Origin of the sequence: Spirosoma endophyticum (genome assembly GCF_900112365.1) — a bacterium.
Lineage (GTDB): Bacteria > Bacteroidota > Bacteroidia > Cytophagales > Spirosomataceae > Spirosoma > Spirosoma endophyticum.
The window spans coordinates 90470-116510 of record NZ_FOLQ01000019.1; the positions used below are offsets into that span (position 1 = coordinate 90470).

General features: G+C 48.2%; 22 protein-coding genes and 1 other RNA gene. 14 read left to right on the forward strand and 9 right to left on the reverse strand.

Annotated elements, in window-relative coordinates:
* Nucleotides 1-116: 116 nt before the first annotated feature.
* Complete coding sequence (locus BM202_RS28940) at nt 117-995, forward strand: TraB/GumN family protein (RefSeq protein ID WP_093832787.1); 879 nt, start codon at nt 117-119, stop codon at nt 993-995.
* Between the two features lie 133 nt (nt 996-1128).
* Nucleotides 1129-3885, forward strand: coding sequence for a PQQ-dependent sugar dehydrogenase (locus BM202_RS28945; RefSeq protein ID WP_093832789.1), 2757 nt, complete (start codon nt 1129-1131; stop codon nt 3883-3885).
* Between the two features lie 64 nt (nt 3886-3949).
* Here the strand turns inward: BM202_RS28945 and BM202_RS28950 are convergent, their stop codons facing one another.
* The 3 genes from BM202_RS28950 to BM202_RS28960 form a co-directional block, all read right to left on the reverse strand.
* Nucleotides 3950-6142 carry an alpha-galactosidase gene (locus tag BM202_RS28950; RefSeq protein WP_093832791.1) on the reverse strand — a complete coding sequence of 731 codons (2193 nt, stop codon included), beginning with the start codon at nt 6140-6142 and terminating at the stop codon, nt 3950-3952.
* A 30-nt stretch (nt 6143-6172) separates the two neighbouring features.
* A complete protein-coding gene (locus BM202_RS28955; RefSeq protein WP_093832793.1) occupies nt 6173-6787 on the reverse strand; it encodes a cysteine hydrolase family protein in 615 nt (204 codons plus the stop codon).
* Between the two features lie 108 nt (nt 6788-6895).
* Nucleotides 6896-7675 carry a hypothetical protein gene (locus BM202_RS28960; protein ID WP_245776828.1) on the reverse strand — a complete coding sequence of 260 codons (780 nt, stop codon included), beginning with the start codon at nt 7673-7675 and terminating at the stop codon, nt 6896-6898.
* A 289-nt stretch (nt 7676-7964) separates the two neighbouring features.
* Here BM202_RS28960 and BM202_RS28965 point away from each other — a divergent pair, with 289 nt between their 5' ends.
* Complete coding sequence (locus BM202_RS28965) at nt 7965-9500, forward strand: TolB family protein (protein WP_093832849.1); 1536 nt, start codon at nt 7965-7967, stop codon at nt 9498-9500.
* A gap of 147 nt (nt 9501-9647) precedes the next feature.
* The gene (locus tag BM202_RS28970; protein WP_093832795.1) at nt 9648-10061 is read left to right on the forward strand and encodes a LytR/AlgR family response regulator transcription factor; all 414 of its coding nucleotides are present in this window, start codon (nt 9648-9650) and stop codon (nt 10059-10061) included.
* A 225-nt stretch (nt 10062-10286) separates the two neighbouring features.
* Here the strand turns inward: BM202_RS28970 and BM202_RS28975 are convergent, their stop codons facing one another.
* Together BM202_RS28975 and BM202_RS28980 are read right to left on the reverse strand one after the other, a co-directional pair.
* Nucleotides 10287-10892 carry a T9SS type A sorting domain-containing protein gene (locus tag BM202_RS28975; protein ID WP_093832797.1) on the reverse strand — a complete coding sequence of 202 codons (606 nt, stop codon included), beginning with the start codon at nt 10890-10892 and terminating at the stop codon, nt 10287-10289.
* A 442-nt stretch (nt 10893-11334) separates the two neighbouring features.
* On the reverse strand, nt 11335-12348 hold the full coding sequence (locus BM202_RS28980) for a bestrophin family protein (RefSeq protein ID WP_093832799.1): 1014 nt from the start codon (nt 12346-12348) through the stop codon (nt 11335-11337).
* 305 nt (nt 12349-12653) lie between these two features.
* Between BM202_RS28980 and BM202_RS28985 the strand changes: the two genes are divergently transcribed.
* From BM202_RS28985 to BM202_RS29010, 6 genes are all read left to right on the forward strand, one after another.
* Nucleotides 12654-13463: a glucose 1-dehydrogenase gene (locus tag BM202_RS28985; protein WP_093832801.1), complete on the forward strand. Its 810-nt coding sequence runs from the start codon at nt 12654-12656 to the stop codon at nt 13461-13463.
* Between the two features lie 92 nt (nt 13464-13555).
* Nucleotides 13556-16189: an MGH1-like glycoside hydrolase domain-containing protein gene (locus tag BM202_RS28990; RefSeq protein WP_093832803.1), complete on the forward strand. Its 2634-nt coding sequence runs from the start codon at nt 13556-13558 to the stop codon at nt 16187-16189.
* 259 nt (nt 16190-16448) lie between these two features.
* Nucleotides 16449-16748, forward strand: a complete 300-nt coding sequence (locus BM202_RS28995) for an autorepressor SdpR family transcription factor (protein WP_093832805.1) — start codon at nt 16449-16451, stop codon at nt 16746-16748.
* A 15-nt stretch (nt 16749-16763) separates the two neighbouring features.
* On the forward strand, nt 16764-17426 hold the full coding sequence (locus BM202_RS29000; protein WP_093832807.1) for an SdpI family protein: 663 nt from the start codon (nt 16764-16766) through the stop codon (nt 17424-17426).
* A 19-nt stretch (nt 17427-17445) separates the two neighbouring features.
* Complete coding sequence (locus BM202_RS29005; protein ID WP_093832809.1) at nt 17446-18411, forward strand: alpha/beta hydrolase family protein; 966 nt, start codon at nt 17446-17448, stop codon at nt 18409-18411.
* 84 nt (nt 18412-18495) lie between these two features.
* A complete protein-coding gene (locus BM202_RS29010; protein ID WP_093832811.1) occupies nt 18496-19473 on the forward strand; it encodes an alpha/beta hydrolase family protein in 978 nt (325 codons plus the stop codon).
* 62 nt (nt 19474-19535) lie between these two features.
* Here BM202_RS29010 and BM202_RS29015 read toward each other — a convergent pair whose 3' ends face one another.
* Nucleotides 19536-20177 (reverse strand): hypothetical protein, encoded by a 642-nt coding sequence (locus BM202_RS29015; RefSeq protein ID WP_093832813.1) that lies wholly within the window; start codon nt 20175-20177, stop codon nt 19536-19538.
* Nucleotides 20178-20351: 174 nt separating this feature from the next.
* Between BM202_RS29015 and ssrA the strand changes: the two genes are divergently transcribed.
* From ssrA to BM202_RS29035, 4 genes are all read left to right on the forward strand, one after another.
* Nucleotides 20352-20725: a transfer-messenger RNA gene (gene ssrA, locus BM202_RS29020) on the forward strand.
* Nucleotides 20726-20817: 92 nt separating this feature from the next.
* Nucleotides 20818-22044: a hypothetical protein gene (locus BM202_RS29025; protein WP_177236716.1), complete on the forward strand. Its 1227-nt coding sequence runs from the start codon at nt 20818-20820 to the stop codon at nt 22042-22044.
* Between the two features lie 11 nt (nt 22045-22055).
* A complete protein-coding gene (locus BM202_RS29030; RefSeq protein WP_093832817.1) occupies nt 22056-22715 on the forward strand; it encodes a hypothetical protein in 660 nt (219 codons plus the stop codon).
* 5 nt (nt 22716-22720) lie between these two features.
* The gene (locus tag BM202_RS29035) at nt 22721-23011 is read left to right on the forward strand and encodes a hypothetical protein (protein WP_093832819.1); all 291 of its coding nucleotides are present in this window, start codon (nt 22721-22723) and stop codon (nt 23009-23011) included.
* A gap of 18 nt (nt 23012-23029) precedes the next feature.
* Here BM202_RS29035 and BM202_RS29040 read toward each other — a convergent pair whose 3' ends face one another.
* The 3 genes from BM202_RS29040 to BM202_RS29050 all read right to left on the reverse strand — a co-directional run bounded on the left by BM202_RS29040 (nt 23030) and on the right by BM202_RS29050 (nt 26014).
* On the reverse strand, nt 23030-23668 hold the full coding sequence (locus BM202_RS29040) for a DUF2971 domain-containing protein (RefSeq protein WP_218160611.1): 639 nt from the start codon (nt 23666-23668) through the stop codon (nt 23030-23032).
* A 308-nt stretch (nt 23669-23976) separates the two neighbouring features.
* A complete protein-coding gene (locus BM202_RS29045) occupies nt 23977-24207 on the reverse strand; it encodes a hypothetical protein (RefSeq protein WP_093832823.1) in 231 nt (76 codons plus the stop codon).
* Nucleotide 24208: 1 nt separating this feature from the next.
* Nucleotides 24209-26014, reverse strand: coding sequence for an AAA family ATPase (locus tag BM202_RS29050; RefSeq protein ID WP_093832825.1), 1806 nt, complete (start codon nt 26012-26014; stop codon nt 24209-24211).
* Between the last annotated feature and the right edge of the window lie 27 nt (nt 26015-26041).

Sequence of the window (26041 nt, forward strand, 5' to 3'; positions counted from 1 at the left end):
CGTTACGAAGCAAAACCGAATGTGACTTTGGGACACAAAGTTGTAGCTTTGTTGATCGTTCTGCTTAGTTTTAAACCCGGCGAAGAGTAAATTATACTACCCAACTAAGGACAATTATGAAGAAAAAGAAGGTCATCCAATACGTACTGACTGGCTTGCTGGCAGCGGGTGCGCTGGTCACCACGCAGGCGCAGGATAAAGCGTTGCTATACGAAGTAACGGGTCCGGCTTTGGCGAAACCGTCGTACCTCTACGGTACGTTCCACCTCGTTTGCCCAACGGATTTGATCATCACCGATGCTATGAAAAAAGCCGTGGGTGAAAGCCAGCAAGTGTATCTTGAACTTGATATGGACGACCCCACAATGATGGCCGACATGCAGAAAGCTATGATGATGCCAGCCGGTAAGAATGTGAAGGAACTACTTAAGCCTGAGGATTATACGATACTGGATAAGTACCTGAATGAGAAAATGCACATTGGATTGGCGCAGATGGGAATGCTCAAACCCATTGCCCTGCTTTCGATGATGTATATGACGATCCTGCCGTGCCAGCCTGTGTCGTATGATCTGAAATTTTCGGAGATGGCAGCCAGTGAAAAAAAGGAAGTACTGGGCCTGGAAAACTTATCGACGCAACTGAATGCGATGGATAAAATCCCCATGCAGGATCAACTGAAAGGATTGGTCGATATAGCCAAAAAGCCTGAAGCTGCAAAAAAGGAGTTTTCAGATTTCATTGCCCTGTATAAAACCCACGACATTAATAAACTGATGAGTGCAATGGAAGCCAGCGAGTTCAGTGGGGGCGACTTTTCGCAGTACGAGGAAAGTCTGCTGACCGAACGTAACACCAGCTGGATTCCGGTGATCGAGAAAGCCGCCAAAGAAAAGCCGACCTTTTTTGCCTTCGGTGCCGGGCACCTGGGTAACGAAAAAGGTGTCATCAATATGCTGCGCAAAAAAGGCTATACCGTTAAGGCCGTAGAATAGGTGGAAGGGGCTATGTTTCAGTTAGTTTAGCCGGCCGATAATAGTTAGACAGGGAGTAAGATATGCTTTGGTGATAGTATGAGCAGGGGTTCAGATTTTTCCTGACTCATCGAAACATATTATCCCTAAAACCATGTCCTTCTCCCTGTATACTTATTTGTCGCTGGGTAGCGCCTTGCTGGGTACGCTTGCTACGCTGACCGGCACGGTTCATCACTATGGGACGCTCATAAACCCATCAACAGCCGAAGCTTCGATAGACACCACCAACCGACCTGCCGAAAATCGGTTTACGAAAACAGTGCTGTCGAATGATCTCAACGAGCCGATGGAACTGGCCGTTGCGCCCGATGGCCGCGTATTTTTTGTGGAACGGCATGGCAAGTTTTATATGTACGATCCGGTGCAGAAGAAGACCCGACTGTTGCACGATTTTCCGGTGAAAGCCGTCGAAAAATACCTGAACGGGCTGTTGGGAATGACCATCGACCCGAATTTCAATCAGAACCATTACCTCTACTTCTTCTACACGATTCAGGACAAAGAACAGACTAGACAACGTATTGCCCGCTTTGTTATCACGAACGACAATACGCTGGATTTAGCCAGTGAAAAGTCCATTATCGAATTTCCGATCGATCTGGAAGTGAGTGCACATACGGGCGGTTCGATGGCCTGGGACACACACGGCAATCTCTTTATTTCGACCGGTGATAACACGGTTCCATTTGAGTCGAGCGGGTTTGCACCCATCGACCAGCGCGAAGGTCGGCTTACGTTCGATGCCGAACGCTCGGCAGGCAACCCGAATGATTTGCGGGGTAAAATACTACGTATTCATGTTGAGGCCGATGGTTCCTACACCATTCCGGAGGGTAACCTTTTTCCAAAAGGCACCGAAAGGACTCGCCCGGAAATTTACGTAATGGGATGCCGCAATCCCTACCGCATTTCGGTCGACCCCGCTACGTCGATTGTGTATTGGGGTGAAATTGGGCCCGATTCGGGTACCGATGGACCGCAGGGGCCGCGCGGTTACGATGAATTCAATCAGGCAAAAAAAGCCGGAAATTATGGCTGGCCTTTCTTCGTAGGGGACAGCAAACCGTATCATCAGTACGATTTTGCCTCAAAAGTCGTCGGTACGTTGTTTGACCCGAATGCGCCAATCAACAACTCACCGAACAACACGGGGGCGAAACAACTGCCGCCGACGAACAAACCAATGGTCTGGTATCCGTACAATAAATCCGACGAATTTCCTGAACTGGGCGTTGGTGGCCGTTGTGCGATGGGTGGACCGGTCTATCATTACAACGCATCGCTTCAGTCGAAAACCAAAATTCCGGCTTACTACGACAAGGCGCTGTTTATGTACGACTGGATGCGGAACTGGGTCTTTGCGGTACGATTAGACGACCAGCAGAATTATCAGTATATGGAGCGGTTTATGCCCACGACGGGCGATTTTCGTCGTCCGGTGGATATGGAAATTGGGCCGGATGGGTCTTTTTACATGCTCGAATATGGTTCGGTCTATGGCATCGACAACGATGACGCCCGTTTGGTACGTATCGATTTCAATCCCGGCAACCGGGCACCGGTGGCGCAGATCACGGCAAAAGATACCATTGGTCTGGCTCCACTGACAGTGGCGTTTGGCAACACGAGTTACGATTATGACAAGTCGGATCAGCTAAAATACCAGTGGCGATTTGAGGGGAATCAGGTTGCATCAACCGAGGCCAGGCCAACCCATACGTTCCGTAAAAATGGGATTTACAAAGCCACACTGACCGTAACGGACCCGGCGGGTCAGGCGACTACCGATACGCTGACGATTAAGGTGGGGAACACGACGCCTTCGGTAGCCATCGCTACAACGGACAATAGTACGTTCTTCTTCCCGAGTGAGACGCCTTTACGATACTCGGTGGCCGTGAGCGATAAGGAGGATAAAGTGATAGATAAAAACAAGGTCAAAGTAGCGCTGACCTTCATCCCGAAAGTAGCCGGAAACGATTCGCAGATTGGCCACCAGCAGATTTCGGCGTCATACAATTTAGGAAAATCGCTGATTGCAGGCAGCGATTGCAAAGCCTGTCACCAGGTTGCGGCCAAATCCGTTGGGCCGTCATTCACTGAAATCGCCAAAAAATACCAGAGTGACAAAACCGCAACGGCCAAGCTGGCAAACAAGATCATCATTGGGGGCGGGGGTGTCTGGGGTGAACATGCCATGAGTGCACATCCGCAGCTCTCGCGGGAGGAAACGACAGAAATGGTGAAATATATTTTCTCGTTAGGCATGCAACCCGCCGACAATCATCTGCCGCAACAGGGAAGTCTGGTGCTGAAAGATCACGTGGGTAGCGAGGAGCAAAGCCGGTATATTCTGACCGCTACGTATACCGACAAAGGGAGCGTTGGCGGAACACAACCCAAACTGGCGTTAATGAAAAGCGATGCTTTAGTGCTTCGGACAACCAAAGTGCTGGCGGGCGATGCCGATGAAATCCACGAGATGGCGAAGCAGGGGAGACGGTTAGGTAATATCAATAATCAATCCTACTTTGTACTGAAGGCGATTGACCTGAAAAGCATCGACCAGTTAACGTATCATTACGCTTCGCTGGATCAAACCGCCACCATCGAAGTGCATACCGACTCACCAACGGGACCCGTGATCAGTACGGCGAACACAACTGCCACGGGTGACCGACGCAAATTTGCCGATGTCACTACATCGATTCAGAACCCGGGCGGCAAACACGATCTGTATTTCGTATTCGTCAAACCCGACGGTAAGAATCTGCTTTCTCTGGAATGGGTAGCGTTCCAACGAAAGGATGCTGCCAATACGATGAATGCGAAGGCTGATGGGAAATAGCTGAAGTGCTCCGTTGTTCGGCTTAGTCTCTGACTACGCCGAACAATGGGACAAAACCGAACGTTTACTTCACCACATTCACTTCTAGCACAACACTTTCCCGGCGGGTGCTCACCTGGGGGTTGAAGCCGATGGTCATCAGGTAGTTGCCCGAATAGGTAGCGGTGGACGTATTGACCGCTGATTTGGTACCTGGATAGACATTAAGCTCTTGAATCGTATAGTTTTTGTCGGGGTCGAGTCCTTTCAATTTAATGGGCGCAAGGCTGCCCGCTTTGTAGCGGTTCTTGACAAGATACGTAAACCACATGGCCTTGTCTTTGGCTTCACTCACGTAGAGCACAGACGCTATGTCGTTTGTGTAAGGAGACGCTAGTCGGAACTGGTCACCCTGCCAGATGACGGGTTTGATACGTTCGTAATCCTTCAGCGCCTGCTGGCTGAATTGCAGTTCGGGTTCGGTGAGTTTGCTGACGACAATGTCATACCCGATTTTGCCCATCATCGCTACGTCCGTTCTGAACTTGATGGACTGTTTGCCCCAATCCGTTACGTGGTTACAGCTCGCGATGGACGGGAAAAAATACGAGTAATTCCACTGAATAAATACCCGTTCCAGACCGTCGGTGTTGTCGCTGGGCCAGTATTCGGTGAAGTAACGTAGCGCGCCGTAATCGACGCGGCCCCCGCCCCCCGAACACAGCATCATGGGCAGCGTTGGGTACTTGGTCCGAAGCCGTTCGACTACTTTGTACAGGCCCTGAACGTAGTCGACGAAGAGGTTCGACTGGTTCGGATTGGTGGCTGAGTACGCATTGTAAATGACGGCGTTACAATCCCATTTGATGTAACTCAGCGTTGGATTTTTTGTCATGATACCGTTCACAACCTCATACACAAAGTCCTGCACCTTCGGATTCGACAGGTCCAGCACCAGTTGATTTCGGAAGTAATATTCCTGACGGTTCGGCAGTTTAATGACCCAGTCCGGATGTTTTTCGTACAATTCGCTTTTTGGGCTGACCATTTCCGGCTCCAGCCAAATCCCGAATTTGATACCGGCACTTTCGGCTTCTTTTACCAGATACCCCAGCCCATGCGGCAACTTTTTGGCATTCTCCTGCCAATCACCCAGCGAGGTGTGGTCGTCGTTACGGGGGTATTTGTTGCCAAACCAGCCATCGTCAAGGAGAAACAGATCGACGCCGAGTTTTTTGCCATCCTTAATGAGTGTCGACAGTTTTTCTTCGTTGAAATCGAAATACGTAGCTTCCCAGTTGTTGAGCAGCGTCAGTCGATTTCCCTGTCCCTGCGGAATCCGATGTTTACGCGCCCAACGGTGCAGACTCCGGCTGGCGCCACCCGTGCCTTGTTGCGAGTAGGTGAACAGAAAAGCAGGCGTAGTAAATTCAGTATTGGGCGCCAGAGTATAAGCCGATGCGTATGGATTGATGCCGGGAATGATACGTAGGTTATGCAGCGGATCGACTTCAAACGCCAGTTGGTAATTGCCCGACCAGGCCAGCGTCCCGGCAATCACCTCGCCCTTATCTTCGTCGGCCGGTTGGTTAAGTGATACCAGAAACGACGGTGGCTGGAATAAATCGGCGCGTGTGCCCAACTTGGAATCCAGGATTTTGATGCCTTCGGTAAGCGGTATTTCGGAAGGATTCATTTCGTTGGCCCAGTCGCCGTGAAAATGAGTCAGGTAATAATTCTGAGCCGGAATGTAGAGGTTCGCCGACGCATACTTTTGCAGCACAATCGCCTTTTTTTCGGTGTGCCGAATGGAAGACCATTGTTCAATGACATCTTCGTTCTGATACGCTTTATAATAGAGCGTCACCTCAAACGGGTACTGCGGATCTTTCAGATACACCTTCGTCAGTACGACGCCATCGGACGCATTTTGTGTTTCATGCCGAACGTACCTGAGGTCGAGCGACGGGTTTCCATCGGCATGGGTTACCTGAATGGCAGGTTCCAGCAAATTGCGGCTACCAGCGGGCGTATACGCCGAATTGTAGATACCCGTATAATCTTCCCCACGCTTGCCATTCCCCGGGATGGAGGCATATTCAGCCGCGTTACGTAGCTTCGGGCCCAGGTGAACAATGGTTGGCGTTTGCTCTTTATCGACCCGAATCACAAGCGCTGTCTGCCGGGTTTCAATGGCGATATGTACATCGCCCGGTGCGGCTTTGGTCAGAAAGGGTATTAGTAATAAAAGAGGTAGGTACAGGCAGAATCGTTTCATTCGTAAATAGTGAGAAATGGGGGTAATTGGCTAAGCCAGAGACAGCTCCCGACTTAGGGCTGCCAGGTCGATCTGGGTAGACGGCGTTGTGTCGGCATCCAGAACTCGTTTCATATACGCCAGCGCATCCGTCGTGTGCGTCGGTTTAATGGACGCAACGCAATCGGATGGTACGCTGAGCTTTAAGTCGCGCATATAGGCATCGTTGGCCGTAAACAGCACGCATGAATCAGTACTGAGCCCGGTTAGAATCAGGTATTTTGCGTTCAGGTAGGTTAGCAACGTATCGAGCGTAGTTGCATAGAATGCCGAGTTTTTGGGCTTAAGCACAAAGTAATCATCAGGGTCGGGCCTGAGTATTTCGGCCAGGTGCTGGCCCCGAACGTCATCCGTTAGTACGTGTTCCAGTACGTCATTGAAATTGGATTGCCAGCGGCCAAAGTTATCGTTGACATAAACAACAGGAATGTTCAGTGTTTTGGCTTTGCCTTTTAGAGCTGCAATGCGGTCGGCTGCCGCGCGGGCTGTTTCTTCTAGCAGATCTCCTCCGGGAAACTCCAGATCGTTAATCATGTCAATAATCAACAGGGCTACCGGAGATTTATCGGGAGCATTACCGTGTAAATCGTCACTCTTTCCTTTCATAACGTGGTTGAAAATGGTCTTACCACAGAGCTTCACAGCGATCAAAAGGATAAATATAATTTTCTGTGAATCTTTGTGTTTACTCTGTGACTTCTGTGGCACAAATTTTTATTTGCCAGGTTTAACAGTGAACTCCTGAAAGCGGTAAATTTCCTGCCGCACTACGTCGAACGTCTGGCTAATTTGGGAACGGAACTGTTTGTAGGCCGGATCAGCCAGCGCACTCATGTTTGCTACGTATTGCGTACTGGTAAACTCATAACCTTTCTCGCTGCCGTTAGGAACCGCCAGCGCCGAGAAGTCCCAGCCGAGGAGCGTATTTTTCTTGATACGTTCGTCACTCAGGCGTTTCAACGGGCTCAGGTCAACAGTGGCTAGCGGGTTTCGGCGTTGAAGCCGGTCAACCACCATGAGTTGTGTGCCGTCGGGGGCGAATTTTGGGTCAAATGAGGCATCCGTATTTTCCCAGATTTCTATTTTAACAACGGGCGCCGTTGCGCGATCACGGCGTCCCAGATCCGCCATTTTTGTCTTTACGCTATCGCCATACATCCGGGCCATAGCCTCCGGTGAGGCTCCTTTGATGGCCATTTCCGACGTAACAATTTTAGTTACGTAGTCATATTCCGTCTGGTTGGGATTCGACGTAAACTGCTTGACGGTCATATACCAGCCTTCGAGCTTGCTTTCATCGACGGCTGCCTGATTGACTTTTCGCCATTCCCGTTCAACGGACAGGGCATCCTGAACGGTGAGTCCTGGATTCAGTTTGTGGTAAATGAGAAACGTATAGGTTTTGGGCTTTGTCTGCGCCAATGCGCTAAGAGCATAAGCCATAAAAAGACTCAACAGGGCTGTTTTACGAAAGAAGGATAGCAGGGCGATCATGAAATAGATAGTGGTTGGAAAGATTTGTACAGATACTGATAGGTAAGGGAGTTGCGGAGAAAATCTAATTGAAAAGCCATTTGGTTTGAAGATAAAATGTGATAAACATAGAGAACATGAAGGATTCAGAGAGATTTAAGACTACAAAGCCGTTTTCTTAGATCTCTCTGAATCCTTCGTGAGAATGGACATTTAATCACTACTTAATCGGTAGAATGTCAAAAGCAACGCTTTACTACGTAGTAGAAAACCTGGCGATAAGCTTGCCTGTTCCTGAATTATGACCCTGATGAAAAACCTGAAACTGATCTTTTTTGCCTGTTTAGGCAGCTTATTCCTGACAACTAACGTCGCCGTTCAGGCGCAAAAGATAGGCCTCTTTGATGGACATGGCGACGTTGGTGCCGTGCTGAAACCCGGATCTGCCAGCTATAATTCCAGGACGCGTACCTATGAATTATCCGGCTCGGGCTACAACGTCTGGTTCGATCACGACGAGTTTCATTTCTTGTGGAAACGCCTGAAAGGTGATTTTATCCTGTATACCCGAGCTGCGTTAGTAGGTAAAGGCGTTGATCCACATCGAAAAGTTGGCTGGATGGTTCGCAGTAGCCTGGACGGTAAATCGCCCCATATCAATGCTGTAGAACATGGAGACGGCCTTACGTCACTACAATTTCGACGTACTGCCGGAGCTAATACCGAAGAAATTAAGTCAAAATTAACGGGTGCCGACGTTATCCAGCTGGAACGGAAAGGGAACACCTACACGATGCGGGTGGCCAAATTTGGGGAACCATTCGTCACCGAGCAGGTGGCCGATCTGCCGCTTGGCGATGAGGTGTATGTTGGTTTATTTGTTGGCTCGCACAACAAAGACGTAGTGGAACGGGGCGTCTTCCGCGACGTGCGGATCAGTGCGCCCGCCCCCGATGGACTGGTGCCTTACCGCGAGTATCTGGCCAGTAATCTGGAGATTCTGGATGTAACAACCGGAGATCGGCAGGTGATTTTCAATTCGCCCAAGTCGCTTCAGGCACCCAACTGGACGCCCGATGGTAAAACGCTCTTATACAACAGTGATGGGCTGATGTATTCCTTCAACCTGGCCAAACGTAAGCCTGCGGTACTGAATACGGGTGACGTGAAAAATAATAACAATGACCACGTACTGTCCTTCGATGGGAAGATGCTGGGCCTGAGCAGTGGCGTCAAAGAGCTAGGCGGCTCCATTGTTTACACCGTCCCGGTAACGGGTGGTCAGCCGAAACAGATTACGCCCAAAGGCCCCTCGTACCTGCACGGCTGGTCGGTGGATAAGAAGACATTGATATTCACGGGTCAACGGAATAATGAATTCGACATTTACAGCGTGCCTGCGGCCGGTGGGGAAGAGGTTCGGCTCACGGACGCCAAAGGCCTGGATGATGGCCCGGAATTTACGCCCGATGGCCAGTATATATATTTTAACTCGAACCGCACGGGAACCATGCAGATCTGGCGAATGAAACCCGATGGCAGTCAGCAGGAAGCCGTCACGACGACGGGAGAGTTTCACGACTGGTTTCCGCACATTTCGCCCGACGGTAAATGGCTGCTGTTCATTTCCTTTTTGAAGGAAGAAGTGAAGCCCGATGACCACCCGTTTTACAAGCACGTTTACCTGCGGATGCTCCCCATCTCGGGTGTTGGGCAACCCAAAGTGGTAGCCTACATCTACGGTGGTCAGGGTACGATCAATACACCTTCCTGGTCGCCCGATAGCAAGCGAGTCGCGTTTATCAGTAATACGGTTGAGAGCAGTATGAGTCCCGTGGACAAATAGTGAAAAGGAGCCAAACAGTTTAAGTGCTCTTTTATACGATTCATACGGTCTTCTGTACCGTTTGACGCACTTACAGTTGAACGGAGGGGGGGTGACAGCTAGGTTTGTTCTCAATATCAAGCACGGCAATCTTACCCCCCTCTTCCAATGACTACAATAGCACCTCTACCCACTAGCCCGGTTCACACAACCGACTCCGCTGTATATTCACCAGCAACGCATCGAATTACGCTTTTCTGTCAAAATCGATCCATCGTGATCGCCAGTGAAGACATTGTCTGGCTGGAAGGTTCAGGAAATTACACATTTATCCATACCCGTGATAAACGGCGGTACCTGATGGCAAAAACGTTGAAAAGTTTTGAGATGGAATTGAGCAATGCGCCCTTTGCCCGTATTCATAAATCACACGTAGTAAATCTGGCGTATGTGAAGCGTATTGCCTTTGGAATGAATGCCTTTATCGAATTGGCTGGCGGCAAGACACTCACCATAGCCCGCCGACGATTGACCCCTACACGTACTCAATACAACCAGCATCAGAAAGTGATGGCAAACTAAGGTATCAACGGTCCGACCCGTAATTACAGAAAACGACGTGCCACGGTTATAACCGTGGCACGTCGTTTTCTGTAAACACCATAAAAAAAGCCTGCTGCGTTCTTACGATCGCAGCAGGCTGGGAGTTGAATGGAGCGGCAGGGCTTGTCCGAAAAGCCTGACCGCATTGTGTTGAGAATGTGTAATTAAATATGCCCGGGGGCTAACGTATCACATTGCAGCAACCTAGTGCCGAATGTTTACGCGTGTTGTAAATTGCTTCTGGTTTGGGCCAACCACAAACGTGTAGGCGCCATCGGGAAGACCCGATAAATCGAACCGGCGGGTCGAGCCTTTGAACGAGTCGGTTTGAACCAGTACGTTCTGAGCGTCATAGATCGCTACGTTCGCTTCGGTCAGGTTTTTGTTGGGAAGCGACACTTCGATTTTGTTCTTTTCGTAGGCCGTTAACGTTGGCTCCGTTACCTGCTGAATGTTACGATCATCGATGCTGAGTGCGTTTGCCTTGATCGAAATTCCCTGCGACATCCACCAGGCATTGTTACCGGCCGTCAGGTAATACTGACCATCGGGCAGGTTGTTCAGATTGAATGCGGTCGCCTTCTTGCTGTTTTTAGAAATGACTCCCCGGTAGAGTACGTTGCCGTCGGCATCAATAAGTGCCAGGTCAACCGCTGCGCCCGGCTGTGTATAAATGCGTACTTTCTTTTGTTCGGACTTCTCAACTTTCACCCCATTCGCTCCTGCACCATTGTCGGCGATGGCCACTCCTGTGCCTGCCAGACTCCATACTGATAATAGTACGGCGATTGATAAACGGAACTGTTTCATGTTGGATTGAAATTTATGTTTTACCGGGACAAAGGTGTGGGCTAAACTCGGTTTAATGCAACGGTATAAGCCTCATATGGCCTCGTTTCGATGAAGATTCTTCTAAAAAGACAATTCGCTATCAGTATAATGGGGTGATTATTGAAAAAGTGCAACAAGTCCCTATTTTTGGCTTATGGATTGTATTTTTCTAATAATCCTAATTTTTAGGACTTTATTTTTTTTTACACCTAGTTTTCATGCTAATAATCCAATTCTATAAAAAATGTCCATTTACGCTAATACGTAAATGGACAGCTATAAGTACTAATTAGGGACGTATTTACGCGCTCTCGCCTAAGTTTCCAATTGATTAATAAGGACTTCGTAACAGATCGAGTCGTTGTGCCAGGTTGCTTTTCTGAACATTGATCAGGCGTTACATGCGGCAAAGTCGTCCCAACTACATCAGAATATTATCCACGGCCTGCATACGTTGGGGAAGGTCCGATTCGCCCAGCATGTCGCGCAGGTCGATTTCAATATTGCGGCAGATTGACGTCATGGGTACGTCGTTGATACTGTTCTCAAACGGATTTTCGCTGGTATCGCCAATCACCTCCATCGTGTTAAAAATCCAGGCAATAACCGTATAGAATGGAATGGTTAACCAGACATGCCAGCCACTGACACGGGCCATTTCGGTGAGTAGGCCATAAGGCAGTACAATGATAAACAGCCAGGTGAAAACAAAGCTGAAATAGGCGTACTGACGCGGGAACGGAAACGATTTTATGCGCTCGCAGGCCCCCTGTTGATTATAAAATTCGGCCAGCATTCGTTCCAGTTCTACGTGGTAATAATCACTCATATACCCGTTGTCGCGTAGCTGGGCCAGTAGCGCCGACTGATCCCGGAGCAGATTCGTAGCTGGATTCGGGTGCTTTATAATTGCTTCTACTTCGTCTTTAGGCAGAAAACGGCTTAACTCAACATCCAGACTGCATTGCCGGAACGCATCAATACGCTCCACAAGCTCATGAGCCGTATTGTAATGTTGTTCCCAGACGAGTTTTTGCCGAAGCTGTACGCGCAAAGCGGTTATGTAGGCCAGATGCCGGTAAAGTAGCTGCTGCCGAATGTGCGCTAAGTCCGTATCAGGAAGCGGTTGAGTCGTTGGATGTTCTTTAACGTAATCGAGTACCATAATGGCCCATGACCGACTGGCGTTGGTGATACTTCCCCAAATCCGGCGGGCCTCCCAGAGTCGATCGTAGGAAGAGTTATTTTTAAAGCCAACATAAAAAGCAACGGCCGTACCAATGGTGGCAATCGGTACGAAAGGAATGGCAAGAAATGTCCAGTCCAGGACCTTGTAACCTATACAAATAAGGGTTGAATACCCGAAGAAGATCAGGACCGAGCGCCAGGCAAAGGGAAAAATTATGTGGAACGGAACACGTTTTGTGATGAACATGAGGAAGTTGTATACTAGTGGAAAGAGTTGAAGTCAGAAGCCCTAAAATAGCCGATAAATTTTAGAAAAAGCCCGATGCGTTATCTATAGACTTTCTCAAAATTTGGACTTTGGCCTGGAACCGTGCCACGGTTGTATTGAACGTACTTAGGAACTGTGGCACGGCTCTAAGCCAAAATTAACAGTTGGTTAATTTATTGTGTGACCGATGGGGAGTCTGTACTTTGCATCAATAAATAAGGTAATGATGGTTTATTTACAGATTCGGTAAAGGCCATGCCACTAAAAAACGCTTCGTAAACTTTATGGATCAAGTATTGAAAGGACAAATTGCATTGATTACCGGGGCCAGCAGCGGCATTGGGGCTGGTGTCGCAAAGGCGCTGGCGGCTGCCGGGGCCACCGTGGTGATAAACTATCCGGTTGAGGCTACAAAACCAGCGGCCGATGCCGTATTAAAAGAGATCACCGATGCAGGTGGCGCGGGTATGGTTGCCCAGGGCGACGTCAGCAAGGAAGATCAGGTAATCAGCATGTTTGCCAACGTAGTAGCAACCTATGGTACGATCGATATTCTGATCAATAATGCGGGCCTGCAACGCGATTCCAAATTCCACGAAATGACCCTCGACCAATGGAATACGGTGATTAATGTCAATTTGACGGGCCAGTTTCTGTGCGCCCGTGAGGCCATTCGGGAGTTTTTGCGCCGGGGACCACGTCCGGACGTATCGGCAGCCACCGGAAAGATAATTTGCATGAGTTCAGTCCACGAACTGATCCCCTGGGGTGGCCATGTCAACTATGCTACGTCAAAAGGGGGTATTAAAATGCTGATGCAGTCGCTGGCGCAGGAATACGGCGACCGTAAGATTCGCGTCAACAGCATTTGTCCAGGTGCTATTCAAACACCAATCAACCGGGCCGCCTGGGAAACTCCCGAAGCTTTGAACAGCCTGATGTCGCTTGTTCCGTACAACCGCATCGGTCAGCCTCAGGACATTGGGAATCTTGCCGTTTTCTTATCCTCCGATCAGTCAGACTATATTACGGGCGCCAGCATCTTCATCGACGGCGGTATGACGGTGTTTGAAGGATTTTCTACAAACGGGTAAAAGTTTAGGGTATATGGTTTACGGTGGGTCGGAGAAAGCAATAATGCGTCAGCCCACTGTAAACTATATACCCTAAACCGAATACTATCAAAATGACAATAGAACAACAACGATTGGAAGACCCTGCCTGGCGAAGGTGGGGCCCCTATGTTTCTGACCGCCAGTGGGGAACTGTGCGCGAGGATTACAGTTCAAATGGCGATGCCTGGAACTACACGACGCACGATATGGCACGTAGCTACACGTATCGCTGGGGCGAAGAGGGCATTGCGGGCTTTTGCGACGAGAAACAGCAGCTTTGCCTTGCCCTGTCGCTCTGGAACGGTCAGGATACTATTTTGAAGGAGCGCTATTTCGGCTTGACTAACCACGAGGGCAATCACGGCGAAGATGTTAAAGAACTCTATTATTACATAGATAACACCCCAACGCATTCGTACCAGCGGATGCTGTATAAATATCCGCAAACCGCCTACCCGTACCAATGGCTCATTGATGAAAACGGCCGTCGAACGCGCCACGATCCGGAGTTTGAGCTGCTCGATACGGGCCTGTTTGATGACGATCGCTATTTCGATGTCTTTGTTGAATACGCTAAAGCAGGTCCGAAGGATATCCTGATGACCATAACCGTCCATAATCGCGGCCCCGAAGCTGCCAGCCTTCATGTGTTGCCCACGCTCTGGTTCAGGAACACGTGGGGGTTTGGCGACGATACCGATGGCGTGCCAAACTATTATCCCCAGCTTGTTTTACAGCCCGATAAAACGGTCTCCGTTGAGGATTCGGATTTAGGTCACTACGTATTGAGTGCCGACGGGAGCCCGGAGTGGTTGTTCTGCGAAAACGAATCGAACCTGGCCCGACTTTACAATACGCATAACGGATCACGGTATCCTAAAGACGGTATCAACGATCATGTGATTCATGGGGCGCCTACCGTCAACCCTGCCCAGACGGGTACGAAGGCAGCCGCGCACTACGTCCTCAATATTGACACGGGAGCGTCGTCTACAATTCGGGTGCGGCTCGAATCGGCTGGACTGGCGAAGCCGATGGACGATTTCGATGCGATTGTTACGCAGCGAAAAGTGGAAGCCGACGAATTCTATAAACACCTCCAGCCTAAAAAAGCGACTGACGACGAGAAACTCGTGCAACGGCAGGCGTTTGCCGGCATGCTGTGGAGCAAGCAATACTATTATTACGACGTATCGCGCTGGCTGGCGGGAGATCCGAATAGTCCACCACCACCACCCGAACGCTTGCAGGGGCGCAACCATACGTGGCTACAGCTCATCAACGCGGGGGTTATTTCCATGCCCGATAAATGGGAATATCCCTGGTATGCGGCCTGGGACTGGGCCTTTCACTGCGTGGCCCTGGCGGTCATTGACCCCGACTTCGCCAAGCAGCAACTGATGCTGCTCACGAACGAATGGTTTATGCATCCCAATGGTCAACTGCCTGCCTATGAGTGGGCGTTCAGTGATGTAAATCCGCCCGTTCAGGCGTGGGCCGCGTGGCGAATCTACCACCTGGAACTGGAGCGAAAACCGCCGGGCGAAGAAGATCTGACCTTTTTAAGGGGTATTTTTCATAAGCTCATGCTCAATTTCACCTGGTGGGTGAACCGGAAAGATCAATCGGGAAATAACATTTTTGAGGGTGGTTTTCTGGGTTTAGACAACATTGGCGTCTTTGACCGGAATACGTTGTTTCCCGACGGAAGTCATCTGGAGCAGGCCGACGGGACGAGCTGGATGGCCATGTATGCGCTGAATATGATGCGTATTGCGCTTGAGCTGGCACAGCACGATTGTGTGTATGACGAAATGGCCACCAAGTTTTTTGACCATTTTCTGTACATCGCCGGGGCCATCACCAACATTGGACAAACCAATGTTGGGTTGTGGGATGAGGAAGATGCGTTCTTCTACGATCAGCTACGTCTCGATGATGGGAACGTGCTGCGGATGCGCGTGCGGACGATTGTGGGCTTAATTCCGATGTTTGCCGTGGAGATTCTGGACAATGAATTACTCAAGGCTAATACGCCGTTTCTGCAACGGATGATCTGGTTTCAGGGGCACCGGCCTGATTTATACAACCAGGTTTCGCGCTACACCGAAAAAGGTGTCGGTGAAAAACGGTTGCTGAGTTTACTACGTGGGTTTCGGTTAAAAGCGCTGCTCACGAAAATGCTGGATGAATCCGAGTTCCTGAGTCCGCATGGTATCCGGGGGGTATCGAAAGTGTATCAGGATCACCCATACGATTTTACCCTGGAAAACACTACGTTCCTACTGGCTTATACACCGGCTGAAAGTGATAGCGACATGTTTGGGGGAAACAGCAACTGGCGGGGGCCTGTCTGGATGCCCATTAATTATTTGTTGATTGAAAGCCTGGATCGGTTCTACGACTACTTTGGCGATGAGTTCACGGTTGAATACCCCATTGGCTCCGGCCAGCAGATTACGCTTAAGGCAGTTGCGCACGAACTCACGAATCGCCTGATAAGCATCTTCACAAAAGATGCAGCTGGGAAGCGGCCCGTATTTGGTCAGCATCCAAAGTATCAGGACCCTCATTTTAAAGATTATGTGCTTTTCTATGAATACTTTGATGGCGACAATGGGAGGGGAGTGGGGGCCAGCCACCAGACCGGCTGGACAGGATTAGTGGCGGAGTTGATCGATCGGAAATACGACAGCTTTGTGTAGTAAAAAAGGCCATAAGTATTAAAACCCCTAAATCCCCTTCAGGGGCGGTCCGACGGGTCGGTTTAGGGGTTTTAATACTTAACAAGACCTGCTACATTGAAGGTAGCGGTAATACCAGTGTTGTTCAAAAATAGCCCAGCTTGAATTTCCATCCATCAATCTATATTGCCGATCATCCAAGAAAATAACCGTTCCCATTAATTAGATAGTTGTCTAAATGATTAATTAGATATTTGTCTAACAGTTTAATGATCTGGTTATGAACAACCTCTTTAAAGCCCTGAACGATCCAACCCGTCGGCAGATACTGGACCTGCTGCGCGGGGGTGATTTGAACGCTGGTGATATTGCCGAGCGATTCGATATGACAAAGCCCAGCATTTCGCACCATCTCGATTTGCTACGTCAGGCTGGCCTGGTTGAGTCGGTGAAGCAGGGGCAGTTCATCAACTACTCGCTCAATACCACCGTTCTCGATGAGCTGCTTGCCTGGCTCATGAGTTTCCAGAAAACCGAAAGCCCATCCGCCGAAATAAAAACCTCCGAACCAACTCGTTAAACTTCCTTACCAATTATGAAAACAACGAACACATCTGCCGAAACTCTGATAGCTACAGTGCTGTTGGCTCCTTTTGTGTACCTGGGATTATGCTGGAGCCAACTTCCAGCGGAGATCGCTACGCACTTTGATCTGCATGGTCAGGCTGACGGATGGATGCCAAAAGAGAAAGCCGCTTTACTTGTAGGCGTTACGTCGGTGATTTTTTATCTGGTGCTACGTTTCCTGCCCAGAATTGACCCCAAAGGTCGTCTGCAGTCGTCGAATTACCAAAAACTTCGTTTCGTCATTACGCTTGGCTTTGCGTCCATAATGGGCTGGGTGTGGTATAAGTCTGGCCATCAGGCCAATGAGCAACAATCGTATGGCGCTTTGTTGGCCATTATTGGGTTACTGCTGGCGGGTATCGGAAACTACATGACTACCGTAAAGCCAAACTGGTTTATAGGCATTCGCACGCCCTGGACGCTGCAAAACGAAACCGTCTGGCGTAAAACGCACCGCATGGGCGGCCGGTTGATGGTAGTGGGCGGCCTGTTGAGTGCGGTGTTAGCCCTGGTTGTGCCAACGCCGTATACTGAAGTTAGTGTAGTCAGTGTTATTTTACTCGCATCGCTCGTTCCGGTCGTTTACTCCTACATCTATTTTCAGCAGGAAAAAGCCCATCAACTTAATTAAGTGTTAGTCTTCTACGCCGATGAACCGCATCATTTTCTTCACCTTTTTTCTGATGGCTGCGTGCCCGGCTGTATTGGCTCAAACGGACGAACCTATCCAGCTTAAAACGGATGCCTTCCTGCTGGATGGTACATTGACATTGCCTGTTAATACAACAGGACCTGTGCCCGTAGTGTTGTTGTTAGCTGGTTCTGGCCCCACCGATCGGGATGGAAACAGTGGGCTTGGCCTGATCACGAACGTGCATAAGATGCTGGCTGATAGTTTAGTCAATCGCGGCATGGCAGTAGCGCGCTACGATAAACGGGGAGCCGGAAAAAGTAAAGCAACAGACGTTAAAAAAGTAACGCCAGCCGATCGGTTGTTCGACGCGGTGATTGAGGATGCCGTTGGTTTCATTCGCCTGTTGCAGGGCGACAAACGATTCTCGAAAGTTTTCGTGGTGGGCCACAGCGAAGGATCACAGGTGGGTATGGTTGCGGCACAGGCTGCCAATGCTTCGGGTTTTGTTTCGATAGCGGGCATTGGCCGTAACATTGCTGACGTCATGAAAAGTCAGTTTGCCTACGCGATGCCCGATTCGCTTAAATCCGAATCATACCGAATCCTGGAATCGCTAAAAGCGGGCCATGCGGTTTCGACGACCAGTCCAGCGCTGATGAAAGTTTTCAGGCCCAGTTCGCAAACGTACCTGATTTCGTGGATGAAGCATGACCCGGTCACTGATATAAAAGCCTATCGCGGTCCGGTGCTCATTATTCAGGGAACGAATGATTTTCAAGTGGCCGTGAAGGAAGCAGAACTCTTGAACGCTGCCCGACCCGACGCCCGACTTGTTCTTATTCCTAGCATGACGCACATGCTCAGAACGTATGAAGGAAAGGAACAGAGTGAAAATGCAAAAACATACACCGCTGTTACGCAATCCCTTAGCCCAGGTCTGGTGCCTGCCATTGCGCAATTTGTAAAGCCTAGCCCACATTGACAAACCCGACTGCCGTTGGATCAAAGCACGGTACCAAACCCAGTCAGTAATCAACAGTTCACTCCGTTTTCTGCACCATCCGATATGATACGTAGCATTCTATTTTCCGTCTTATTACTAACCTCAATTCCGCTGGTTTCACTGGCGCAAACAGAGGAGTCTATGTTGCTCGTTTCAGACGCGCTGACCCTCGACGGTACGTTGACGATGCCCGCCAATACCACGGGTCCAGTGCCGGTCGTGTTGTTGATTGCCGGGTCTGGTCCAACGGATCGGGATGGAAACAGCCCCGTGCCTGTGGGTACGTTAGGCCCGATAAAAGCCGCTTCGTTTCGGATGCTTAGCGATAGCCTGGTGAAGCAGGGAATTGCCGTGCTACGGTATGATAAGCGGTTTTCGGGTAAAAGCGTTGATGCAACCGCGAAGGAAATAGACCTGCGTTTTGAAACCTACATTGCCGATGCGGCCGGGTACATTAAGGAACTAAAGGCTGATCCACGTTTCTCGCGGGTTGTTGTCGTGGGCCATAGTGAAGGATCGCTGATTGGCATGATTGCCGCCCGACAGGCAGAAGCCGACACGTTTGTGTCGCTGGCCGGACCGGGTGAGGATATTGCCAATACGTTGCGGGCACAGTTGGGACCACAACTGGCTGAAACTGATCGCCAGGCCGTTTTTGCTTCGCTCGATACCTTGCGTTCGGGCAATACGTTAGGTACGTTGCCGACAAAAATCCCCTCTGTGCAGCAATTGTTCCGGCCAAGCGTGCAGCCGTACATGATTTCCTGGATGCGCTACGACCCAACCGACCAAATTGAATTGCTGAACGTACCGGTGCTCATTATTCAGGGGAAACGGGATTTGCAGGTAACGGTTACAGATGCTGAAAAACTGAAAGCCGAACGGCCGAAAGACAAAATGCTGCTGTTTGAGAATATGACCCACGTATTGAAAGATGTGGCCTCCGACGATCAACTGGCGAATCTGCAAACTTATGTCAACCCGGACTTACCGCTCACGCCCGGACTGGCCACTGCCATCGCTCAATTTGTGAAACAGTAAACGTACCACCGATCTTCAGGTCGGATATACGTATCAATTTCATTGGCTATCCTGATGATACGTTAATTGGCTGAATAGTGCTGTAAATACGAAATCAGGCGCTCAAAATGAAGTTGCTCGTAGGGATTCTGCGTCATCCGGATGAGCATATGCCGGTAACTGTCCACCAGCCCATCGAAGTGAGAATTATGGTTCAATCGGGCCGCAATCAAACCTTTATAGCAGCGATGAGTCTGATTATAAACGTATTGGCAAGGCTGGCCGGGATGTTCGTTCAGCAGTCGGTCGAGCGTTGGTAATGTACAAGCCGCGTTCAGAAAATTGAACCCCTGGGTCTCGAAAAATTGCTCAATTTGTGCACAAACATCGGCTAGTTCGTCCGGCGAGTGAATTCTGTAGCGGAAATATTGAAAACCGCTGAACCGGCCGATGGAAACAATAAGTGTATTCGCATCGGGTCGGTAATCGGGCAGGTTATTCAGGAACTGCTGGGCAATCTGCTCAACCTGATTGTTCCGACACCCAAAATTAACCTCCAGTTTCGTGTCTTCACTATAGAATACAGACGACAGAATGATGTTCTGAAATCCGTTGTCAATAACACGCCGGAATTGTTTCTTCTCGGGAAGCAACAGGAACTGATGCCCCGTAAAGAACGGCGTTAGTTGCTGATACAGATTTGTTTCAAAGGGGGTTATGGTCATCGCTGAGTCAAGCTAATCTATGAGCCGCGTTCTATACAACGCACAACTCATTCAACGACAATTAAGTTATTAAAATTCATTGAAAAATCATAATTAATGAGGCATCGTTGTCGAACTAAATAGGGTTTGTCGAGGTTAACTACGGTACACGCCCGGAAATGGGGCCGTTAATTTGGGGACGACCGGAATTGACAGCTTGCTGAGGTCGCGTGTAAGCATGCCGGGAGTTGACGGAATTTCCCGCCCAAACAAATCGTCAAAACAATAAATGGCGAATATAACTACGCCATGGCTGCCTAATCCGGAGGATTAAGCAATAGCCATTGTCTCCCCGGCCTACGTGCTGCTGGCTGGATCAGGAGGCATCGACTCGCAGCGCTGGCTCAGTATATGGTGTTAACGGCTGAGTGAGACACAAGCACCTACGGATGACGCTTGGTCTGGTATACACCGGGCCGATTCCCGACAATCCCAAGTGTACCTAAGCATGTAGAAAGCGCGTTGGTTTCCTTGACTGGACGAGAGTTCGAATCTCTCCGTCTCCACTTTGTAAAAGCCTGTAAGTCAAGTATTTACAGGCTTTTTTGTGGCAAAAAAGTCAAAAATGGCAAACCAGTGGCAAAAAAAATTGCACAAATCCGTGAAACTGGATATTTCGGAGGAACGCCTACCTTGGAAAGAACCCAAGCTGTCCAAACCCGCCGACAACGATTTGACCAAACAGTGGTGCGTCGTCTATGGCGTCTGGGACTTTAGCAAAAACAAGCTGGTTCGCCGGCGGGTGGTGCTGGTTGGCCCCACCGTGGCCGAGCGGCTGGCGCATGCGGACGTTGTCTTTTCGGAGTTGAAGCCACTGGCCGGCACGGCGTACCTGGGCGAGAAACCGATTGAACTTCGTAAGCCGAAGGTTGAGAAAATTGCGCCCGTCGATCAGGCCGTTGTCTCCCCATCGCTCCGGGTGCACCAGGCCGTCAAACTTTATCTGGAGTACACCAAAAAAGCCTTAGCACCCAACTCGTTTAAATCGTACCGGTCGGCTCTGCTTGCTCTGGAAACATATCTGGAGCGGCACCGGCGCGGATCGATGACGCTGGGTCAGTTCGAGACGGCCGACGCTATCGAGTTTTTAAATGAGCTGATCACGGTGGTGGGTCTCAGCAACCGAACCCGCAACAACATCAAAGGGCACGTCGGAACGTTCTTTTTCTATTTTATCAATCTCGACCGTTCCAAAAAATTAAAAAAGCAGGGCAATCCGTTTCATGACAATGAGATTGGCAAACTGCCCCAGGTTCAGAACAAGCACCAGTCCTATTCGCTCACCCAGCAATCGGAATACCGGGAGGTCTGCCTGGCCACAGGCAATGAATACTTACTCACCTTCTGCCGCTGGATGTATTATACCCTGATGCGGCCGCATGAGGAACTGCGCAGATTACGCGTCCGGGACGTTCGTACTAAGCTGATCTACGTTACGGGCGATACAGCCAAAACCAACGACGGTGATTTTGTCGATATTCCCCTGCCGCTGGAGCTAATGATCCAGCAACAGAAGATTCGGGAGTACCCGGGCCACTACTACGTATTTACGGCGTCGGGCGAGCCGGGTCCTGAGATGGTGGGGAATAAATTCTTTTACCGTCGTCACGTGAAGGTCATTGAGAAGATGAATCTGGCCGGATCGGGCCACGATATGTACTCCTGGAAACATACCGGCGCGATCGCTTTATGGACGGCGACCAAAGATATTGAGCTGGTTCGCAGCCAGGCTCGACATTCCGATATCAAACAAACGATTGAGTATTTGCGGGATCTGGGCATTCGCCTGGCGGATGACGATAAGATTGACAAGTTTCCCGTATTCTAACCACAAAAAGTATGAGCACACTTGATTTAACCGCTCCCCTTTATAAATATACCAAAAGTCATCACGCCGACCGGATGATGGCAGAAGGTTGGATTCGGGTTGGGACACTATATGAATATCGGGATATTGAACGACACGGCCCTGAGATTGGCGATGATATGGAAGGAAAACGACAATTGCGTTTTCAAGGAGATGGCGTTATTAAGCATTTCCGTGCCGGGGGTTTAACCATTACAAATGCAAGAGTTATAAATTCCGGTGGTAGGACGCTCAATATCTTTGCCCAAAATTCTCCAGACTCTTTTATGTTCTGCTGTACGCATGAACTGGATGAAGTTTCAATGAGAAAAATGGGCTACGACGCTTGCGTGTGTATTTCCAATCCTACTTTATTTTTTGCCGAAGTGACCGCTTCTATGACCAGGATGGGATTGACTACCGTTTCAGAAGCGCTCATTAACAAAGTTGTTTATGTGTCTAAAAACGACGTATTAAGCGGCACAGATGCTCGCAAGGATCACGGAACGCTTCCTTCGATCGAATTCCAAAAAGATGAACGATTTGATCACCAAAAGGAGGTGCGTGCGATTTGGAATACTAGACTCAAGGATTTTAAGCCTGAGCTCGTTAAGGTGCAACGAATAAAAGAGTCTTGTGAACGAATAATTTAACTAGAATGACGGATCTAGAATTCGGGCGATTGCTAATCGATATTCAACGGCTTGATTTTGTGGACAATGTAAACGCGCCAACAGGTACGGGCATGGTTTTAATTGAGGTGTCACCCACCCTTCGGGCTATTCTGCCCCAGGCGCTTCAGGTTCTGCAGGTGGAGCGATCAGCGTTATCGGTGAACGAGGTCATCCGGCTATATCAGGTCTACATCGTTGAATATTTAGAGGAGGTAACCCAGACCGCGCAGATCATGCTCCGGGCGGCTAAGAAGCAGACGGCCAAGTTAAAATGAGCTGCGAGTAATTACCCGTTAAGAAAGGTTGATCGGTTTGATACTAAATGTGGATTCATCGATTACCATCCTTTGGCGTTTGTCAGTAATATATCCCTTCTCCTGTAACAACTTCTCAACGGCTTCAATATCCTGAGTAGAGGTTTTGCATCCGTAATAGACATCTGTCAAACACTTTTGATCAAAATTGAAAAAGGTTTGGCCTTTTCTATCAATAATCACTGCACGTACTTCTTCCTCGTAAGCCCAAATTTGAGATTTTGTTAATAGTAAGTATTGAACAATACCTTCACCATATTCATAGTAGTTAGCGGCAGTTATGCTGTTAACATAGTTTACTGGGTGAACAATAAATTCAATTTCTGGTGAATGTATAACAGGATGAATATTAAAGCCGAGGCATACGCCTGAATGTTTTTTTGCATAATGACTCCACATCAATGGTTGATCGTACTTTTGGCTGAAACAACAGATTCCGCAATCGTTTCTGAGCCCTGTGATCGTTTGTCTTCGGTATCCAGCTAATTCTTTTCGAAACTCAGGGTCAATTAATTTATTTAAAAACTCTGCTTTTTTGCTATCGGGTATGTCTGCGTTTTTTATCCATATAACTGCTTGCTCTTCATTCATAGAAAAGTCGATAAGTGCTTCATGCATATCAAATGGATCATTAAATGTCTCGGGTTGACTGAATTTCAGGGTTTGATTCTCTAAAATTTTCAGTGCGGTATCGATATCAGTATAGTGATAGATGGTATCCAGGTATAAGTTAATCGTCAAATTGGGATCTTCTAACGTTTACAGTCCTCGTATCTTATTTTGATTGAGATAATCAAGGTAAAACGCTTTGTCATGAAAAAGCGGAACAAGCAATGGTGTGTTCATTAGATGTAGAATTATAGATTTATAGATTGCATTTGCTTGGCGATCCATTCGGGGCACACCTGCACGGGCGTTTCTAGTTCCTATTTTTGGCCATGCTGTATGACATGCCCTTTTTCGGGATCAACTTCACGATAGGCGGTTCGACGAAACCGTAAGGTTAATGCCTGGTACTCGGGATAAATATGATTGGAGAATAAAACCGCCTGAAAGGGCTTAACTCTTACTTCAACCTGCAGCAGATCCGTGGGAAAATTCTCCACCCGGCACCGGGCATCCTCAAGTTGCTCTTTCGTTAGCCAGACTGTTTTCATTTTATCGGCTACACAAATATTCCATGGTTAGGCGAATATCCTCTAAAATAAGTCCTGGCATATCCTCAATGGTTTTTGACAGGATATCGTCAAATAGCGAATTGGTGTTATGATACCTTTTTAGTTGGGGAAATCTTTTTTTGACGAATTCCTCCACATCGTGTCCCCTGTTTGTAGAAAACCAATTGGGAATTAATATGCTCCTTCCGTTTACATACTTGCTGATCGTTGTGTTGCCGTCTAGTTGCCCTGTCATGTCGCCTTCAAACAACTCTCTTACAACCAAATCACTGAAAATCTGTAAGCGGGTATTGTCAAAGGTTACAATTGCTGTATGATTTTCTTCATCGGTTAAGCCAACGAATTGTTTGAGTAATATTCTCTCCTGAACAAGAAAAGCCCCCAATATGACAGGGTCTAAAATATAGTTTTCGATAGCATACCTAGACCCAAATCCCAAGACTGCTAAGTTCCCTTTTGTAGTTTTTGATCCATCGTGATCAATTACTCCAAAAACAGTTGGTACGTCAATCAGGGTATCTAAAAGATGCTCTACTTTATCACAAGATGAACTGCCATTTTTTTCAGAGGTGATAAAGGTCAATGAAAAATGAGTTTGTAAATAGGGCCTAAGCTTATTGAAAAGTGTTTCCAGATTTTTTACATCATATGTACTCTCAACAAAAACAAACCTTCTATTTTCAATACGGACACTTAAGGTGGGAATTCCTGCAGTTAATTTGCTAATCGCATTGTCTTTTGAAAGTGGTGTAAGTGTAGTTGGATCCTTTTCTAATAAATAGATTGTGGCTGATTCTGGCGCTAAGGCGATCGTAGACGGTGAGTGAGTCGTCATGACTACACTAATGCCATTATTGATAAAAACGGTTTCTAAGGCATCAAGTAACTTTTTAATATTTGAAGGATGTAATGAGGCATCGGGCTCATCTAGTAATAAAAGCTTCGATTGTGAAAGGTTACCCCTTTCAGATTTGTAAACTGATAGAGCAATCGATAGTAAAATTTTTTCACCGGATGAAAGTTTCAGATCCTGTACTGTTGACCCGGTATTTGTGTTTATAAAATATACATTAAAATATTCTCCGGAATATATTTTTACTGATCTGACTTCATATGGCAGATTACATAATTTAAAGATATCATTAATTAACTTGGCTGGATCTTGCCCTCGCTTTTCAATAAACTCTTCCGGGGTTAGGACATGATGCTGCGCCCCTTCGTGCAAATTCTCAAAAGCGTTGTAAGTATTATCATGTTTAAGTTTTGCGTAATAGCCTACTAATTCGCCAATTCTTTCGCTGAAAATGTCTGTCGTTGGATCTCCGTCGGATAAAAGATAATGTTCTTCAATTTCAGTCCAACTCAGCTGGCAAACATCCTTATTTACCTTCTCCGCTACTTTGTAAAATCCATTTGGAATATTCTCCTTTTTACCAGTTTTTATATATTCTTCATAATATCTACCAATATCTCGAAGTGGATTTCTTGCATAATTAAACTGTAGACGACCTGGCTGTTCTGTGCTATTTAGCGTGAATCGGGGTTCAAGGGTACCTATTGGGAAATACTTTATTGAAAGAATTTCGTTGTCTAAAGAGTCCACAAGTTTTACCGGCGGATCAGTCAAATAAGTAGGGTTCGGTCTGTTGGCAGGACTTTGGTAGCTAATAGCACTCAATAACATTGTTTTACCTACTCCATTAATACCTGTTATTATGGAGAAATCAGCTATTTCTTTTTCTATTGTTGAAAAGCATTCCCATGTTTCATTTATTTTGAGTTTCATATTATTTGTGTGGTAAATTAATTATCA

Excerpts from the sequence above, each read along its gene's own strand:
- BM202_RS28940 (WP_093832787.1), top strand. The coding sequence starts at position 117 with ATGAAGAAAAAGAAGGTCATCCAATACGTACTGACTGGCTTGCTGGCA.
- BM202_RS28945 (WP_093832789.1), top strand. The coding sequence starts at position 1,129 with ATGTCCTTCTCCCTGTATACTTATTTGTCGCTGGGTAGCGCCTTGCTG.
- BM202_RS28950 (WP_093832791.1), bottom strand. The coding sequence starts at position 6,142 with ATGAAACGATTCTGCCTGTACCTACCTCTTTTATTACTAATACCCTTT.
- BM202_RS28955 (WP_093832793.1), bottom strand. The coding sequence starts at position 6,787 with ATGAAAGGAAAGAGTGACGATTTACACGGTAATGCTCCCGATAAATCT.
- BM202_RS28960 (WP_245776828.1), bottom strand. The coding sequence starts at position 7,675 with ATGATCGCCCTGCTATCCTTCTTTCGTAAAACAGCCCTGTTGAGTCTT.
- BM202_RS28965 (WP_093832849.1), top strand. The coding sequence starts at position 7,965 with ATGAAAAACCTGAAACTGATCTTTTTTGCCTGTTTAGGCAGCTTATTC.
- BM202_RS28970 (WP_093832795.1), top strand. The coding sequence starts at position 9,648 with ATGACTACAATAGCACCTCTACCCACTAGCCCGGTTCACACAACCGAC.
- BM202_RS28975 (WP_093832797.1), bottom strand. The coding sequence starts at position 10,892 with ATGAAACAGTTCCGTTTATCAATCGCCGTACTATTATCAGTATGGAGT.
- BM202_RS28980 (WP_093832799.1), bottom strand. The coding sequence starts at position 12,348 with ATGTTCATCACAAAACGTGTTCCGTTCCACATAATTTTTCCCTTTGCC.
- BM202_RS28985 (WP_093832801.1), top strand. The coding sequence starts at position 12,654 with ATGGATCAAGTATTGAAAGGACAAATTGCATTGATTACCGGGGCCAGC.
- BM202_RS28990 (WP_093832803.1), top strand. The coding sequence starts at position 13,556 with ATGACAATAGAACAACAACGATTGGAAGACCCTGCCTGGCGAAGGTGG.
- BM202_RS28995 (WP_093832805.1), top strand. The coding sequence starts at position 16,449 with ATGAACAACCTCTTTAAAGCCCTGAACGATCCAACCCGTCGGCAGATA.
- BM202_RS29000 (WP_093832807.1), top strand. The coding sequence starts at position 16,764 with ATGAAAACAACGAACACATCTGCCGAAACTCTGATAGCTACAGTGCTG.
- BM202_RS29005 (WP_093832809.1), top strand. The coding sequence starts at position 17,446 with ATGAACCGCATCATTTTCTTCACCTTTTTTCTGATGGCTGCGTGCCCG.
- BM202_RS29010 (WP_093832811.1), top strand. The coding sequence starts at position 18,496 with ATGATACGTAGCATTCTATTTTCCGTCTTATTACTAACCTCAATTCCG.
- BM202_RS29015 (WP_093832813.1), bottom strand. The coding sequence starts at position 20,177 with ATGACCATAACCCCCTTTGAAACAAATCTGTATCAGCAACTAACGCCG.
- BM202_RS29030 (WP_093832817.1), top strand. The coding sequence starts at position 22,056 with ATGAGCACACTTGATTTAACCGCTCCCCTTTATAAATATACCAAAAGT.
- BM202_RS29035 (WP_093832819.1), top strand. The coding sequence starts at position 22,721 with ATGACGGATCTAGAATTCGGGCGATTGCTAATCGATATTCAACGGCTT.
- BM202_RS29040 (WP_218160611.1), bottom strand. The coding sequence starts at position 23,668 with ATGCATGAAGCACTTATCGACTTTTCTATGAATGAAGAGCAAGCAGTT.
- BM202_RS29045 (WP_093832823.1), bottom strand. The coding sequence starts at position 24,207 with ATGAAAACAGTCTGGCTAACGAAAGAGCAACTTGAGGATGCCCGGTGC.
- BM202_RS29050 (WP_093832825.1), bottom strand. The coding sequence starts at position 26,014 with ATGAAACTCAAAATAAATGAAACATGGGAATGCTTTTCAACAATAGAA.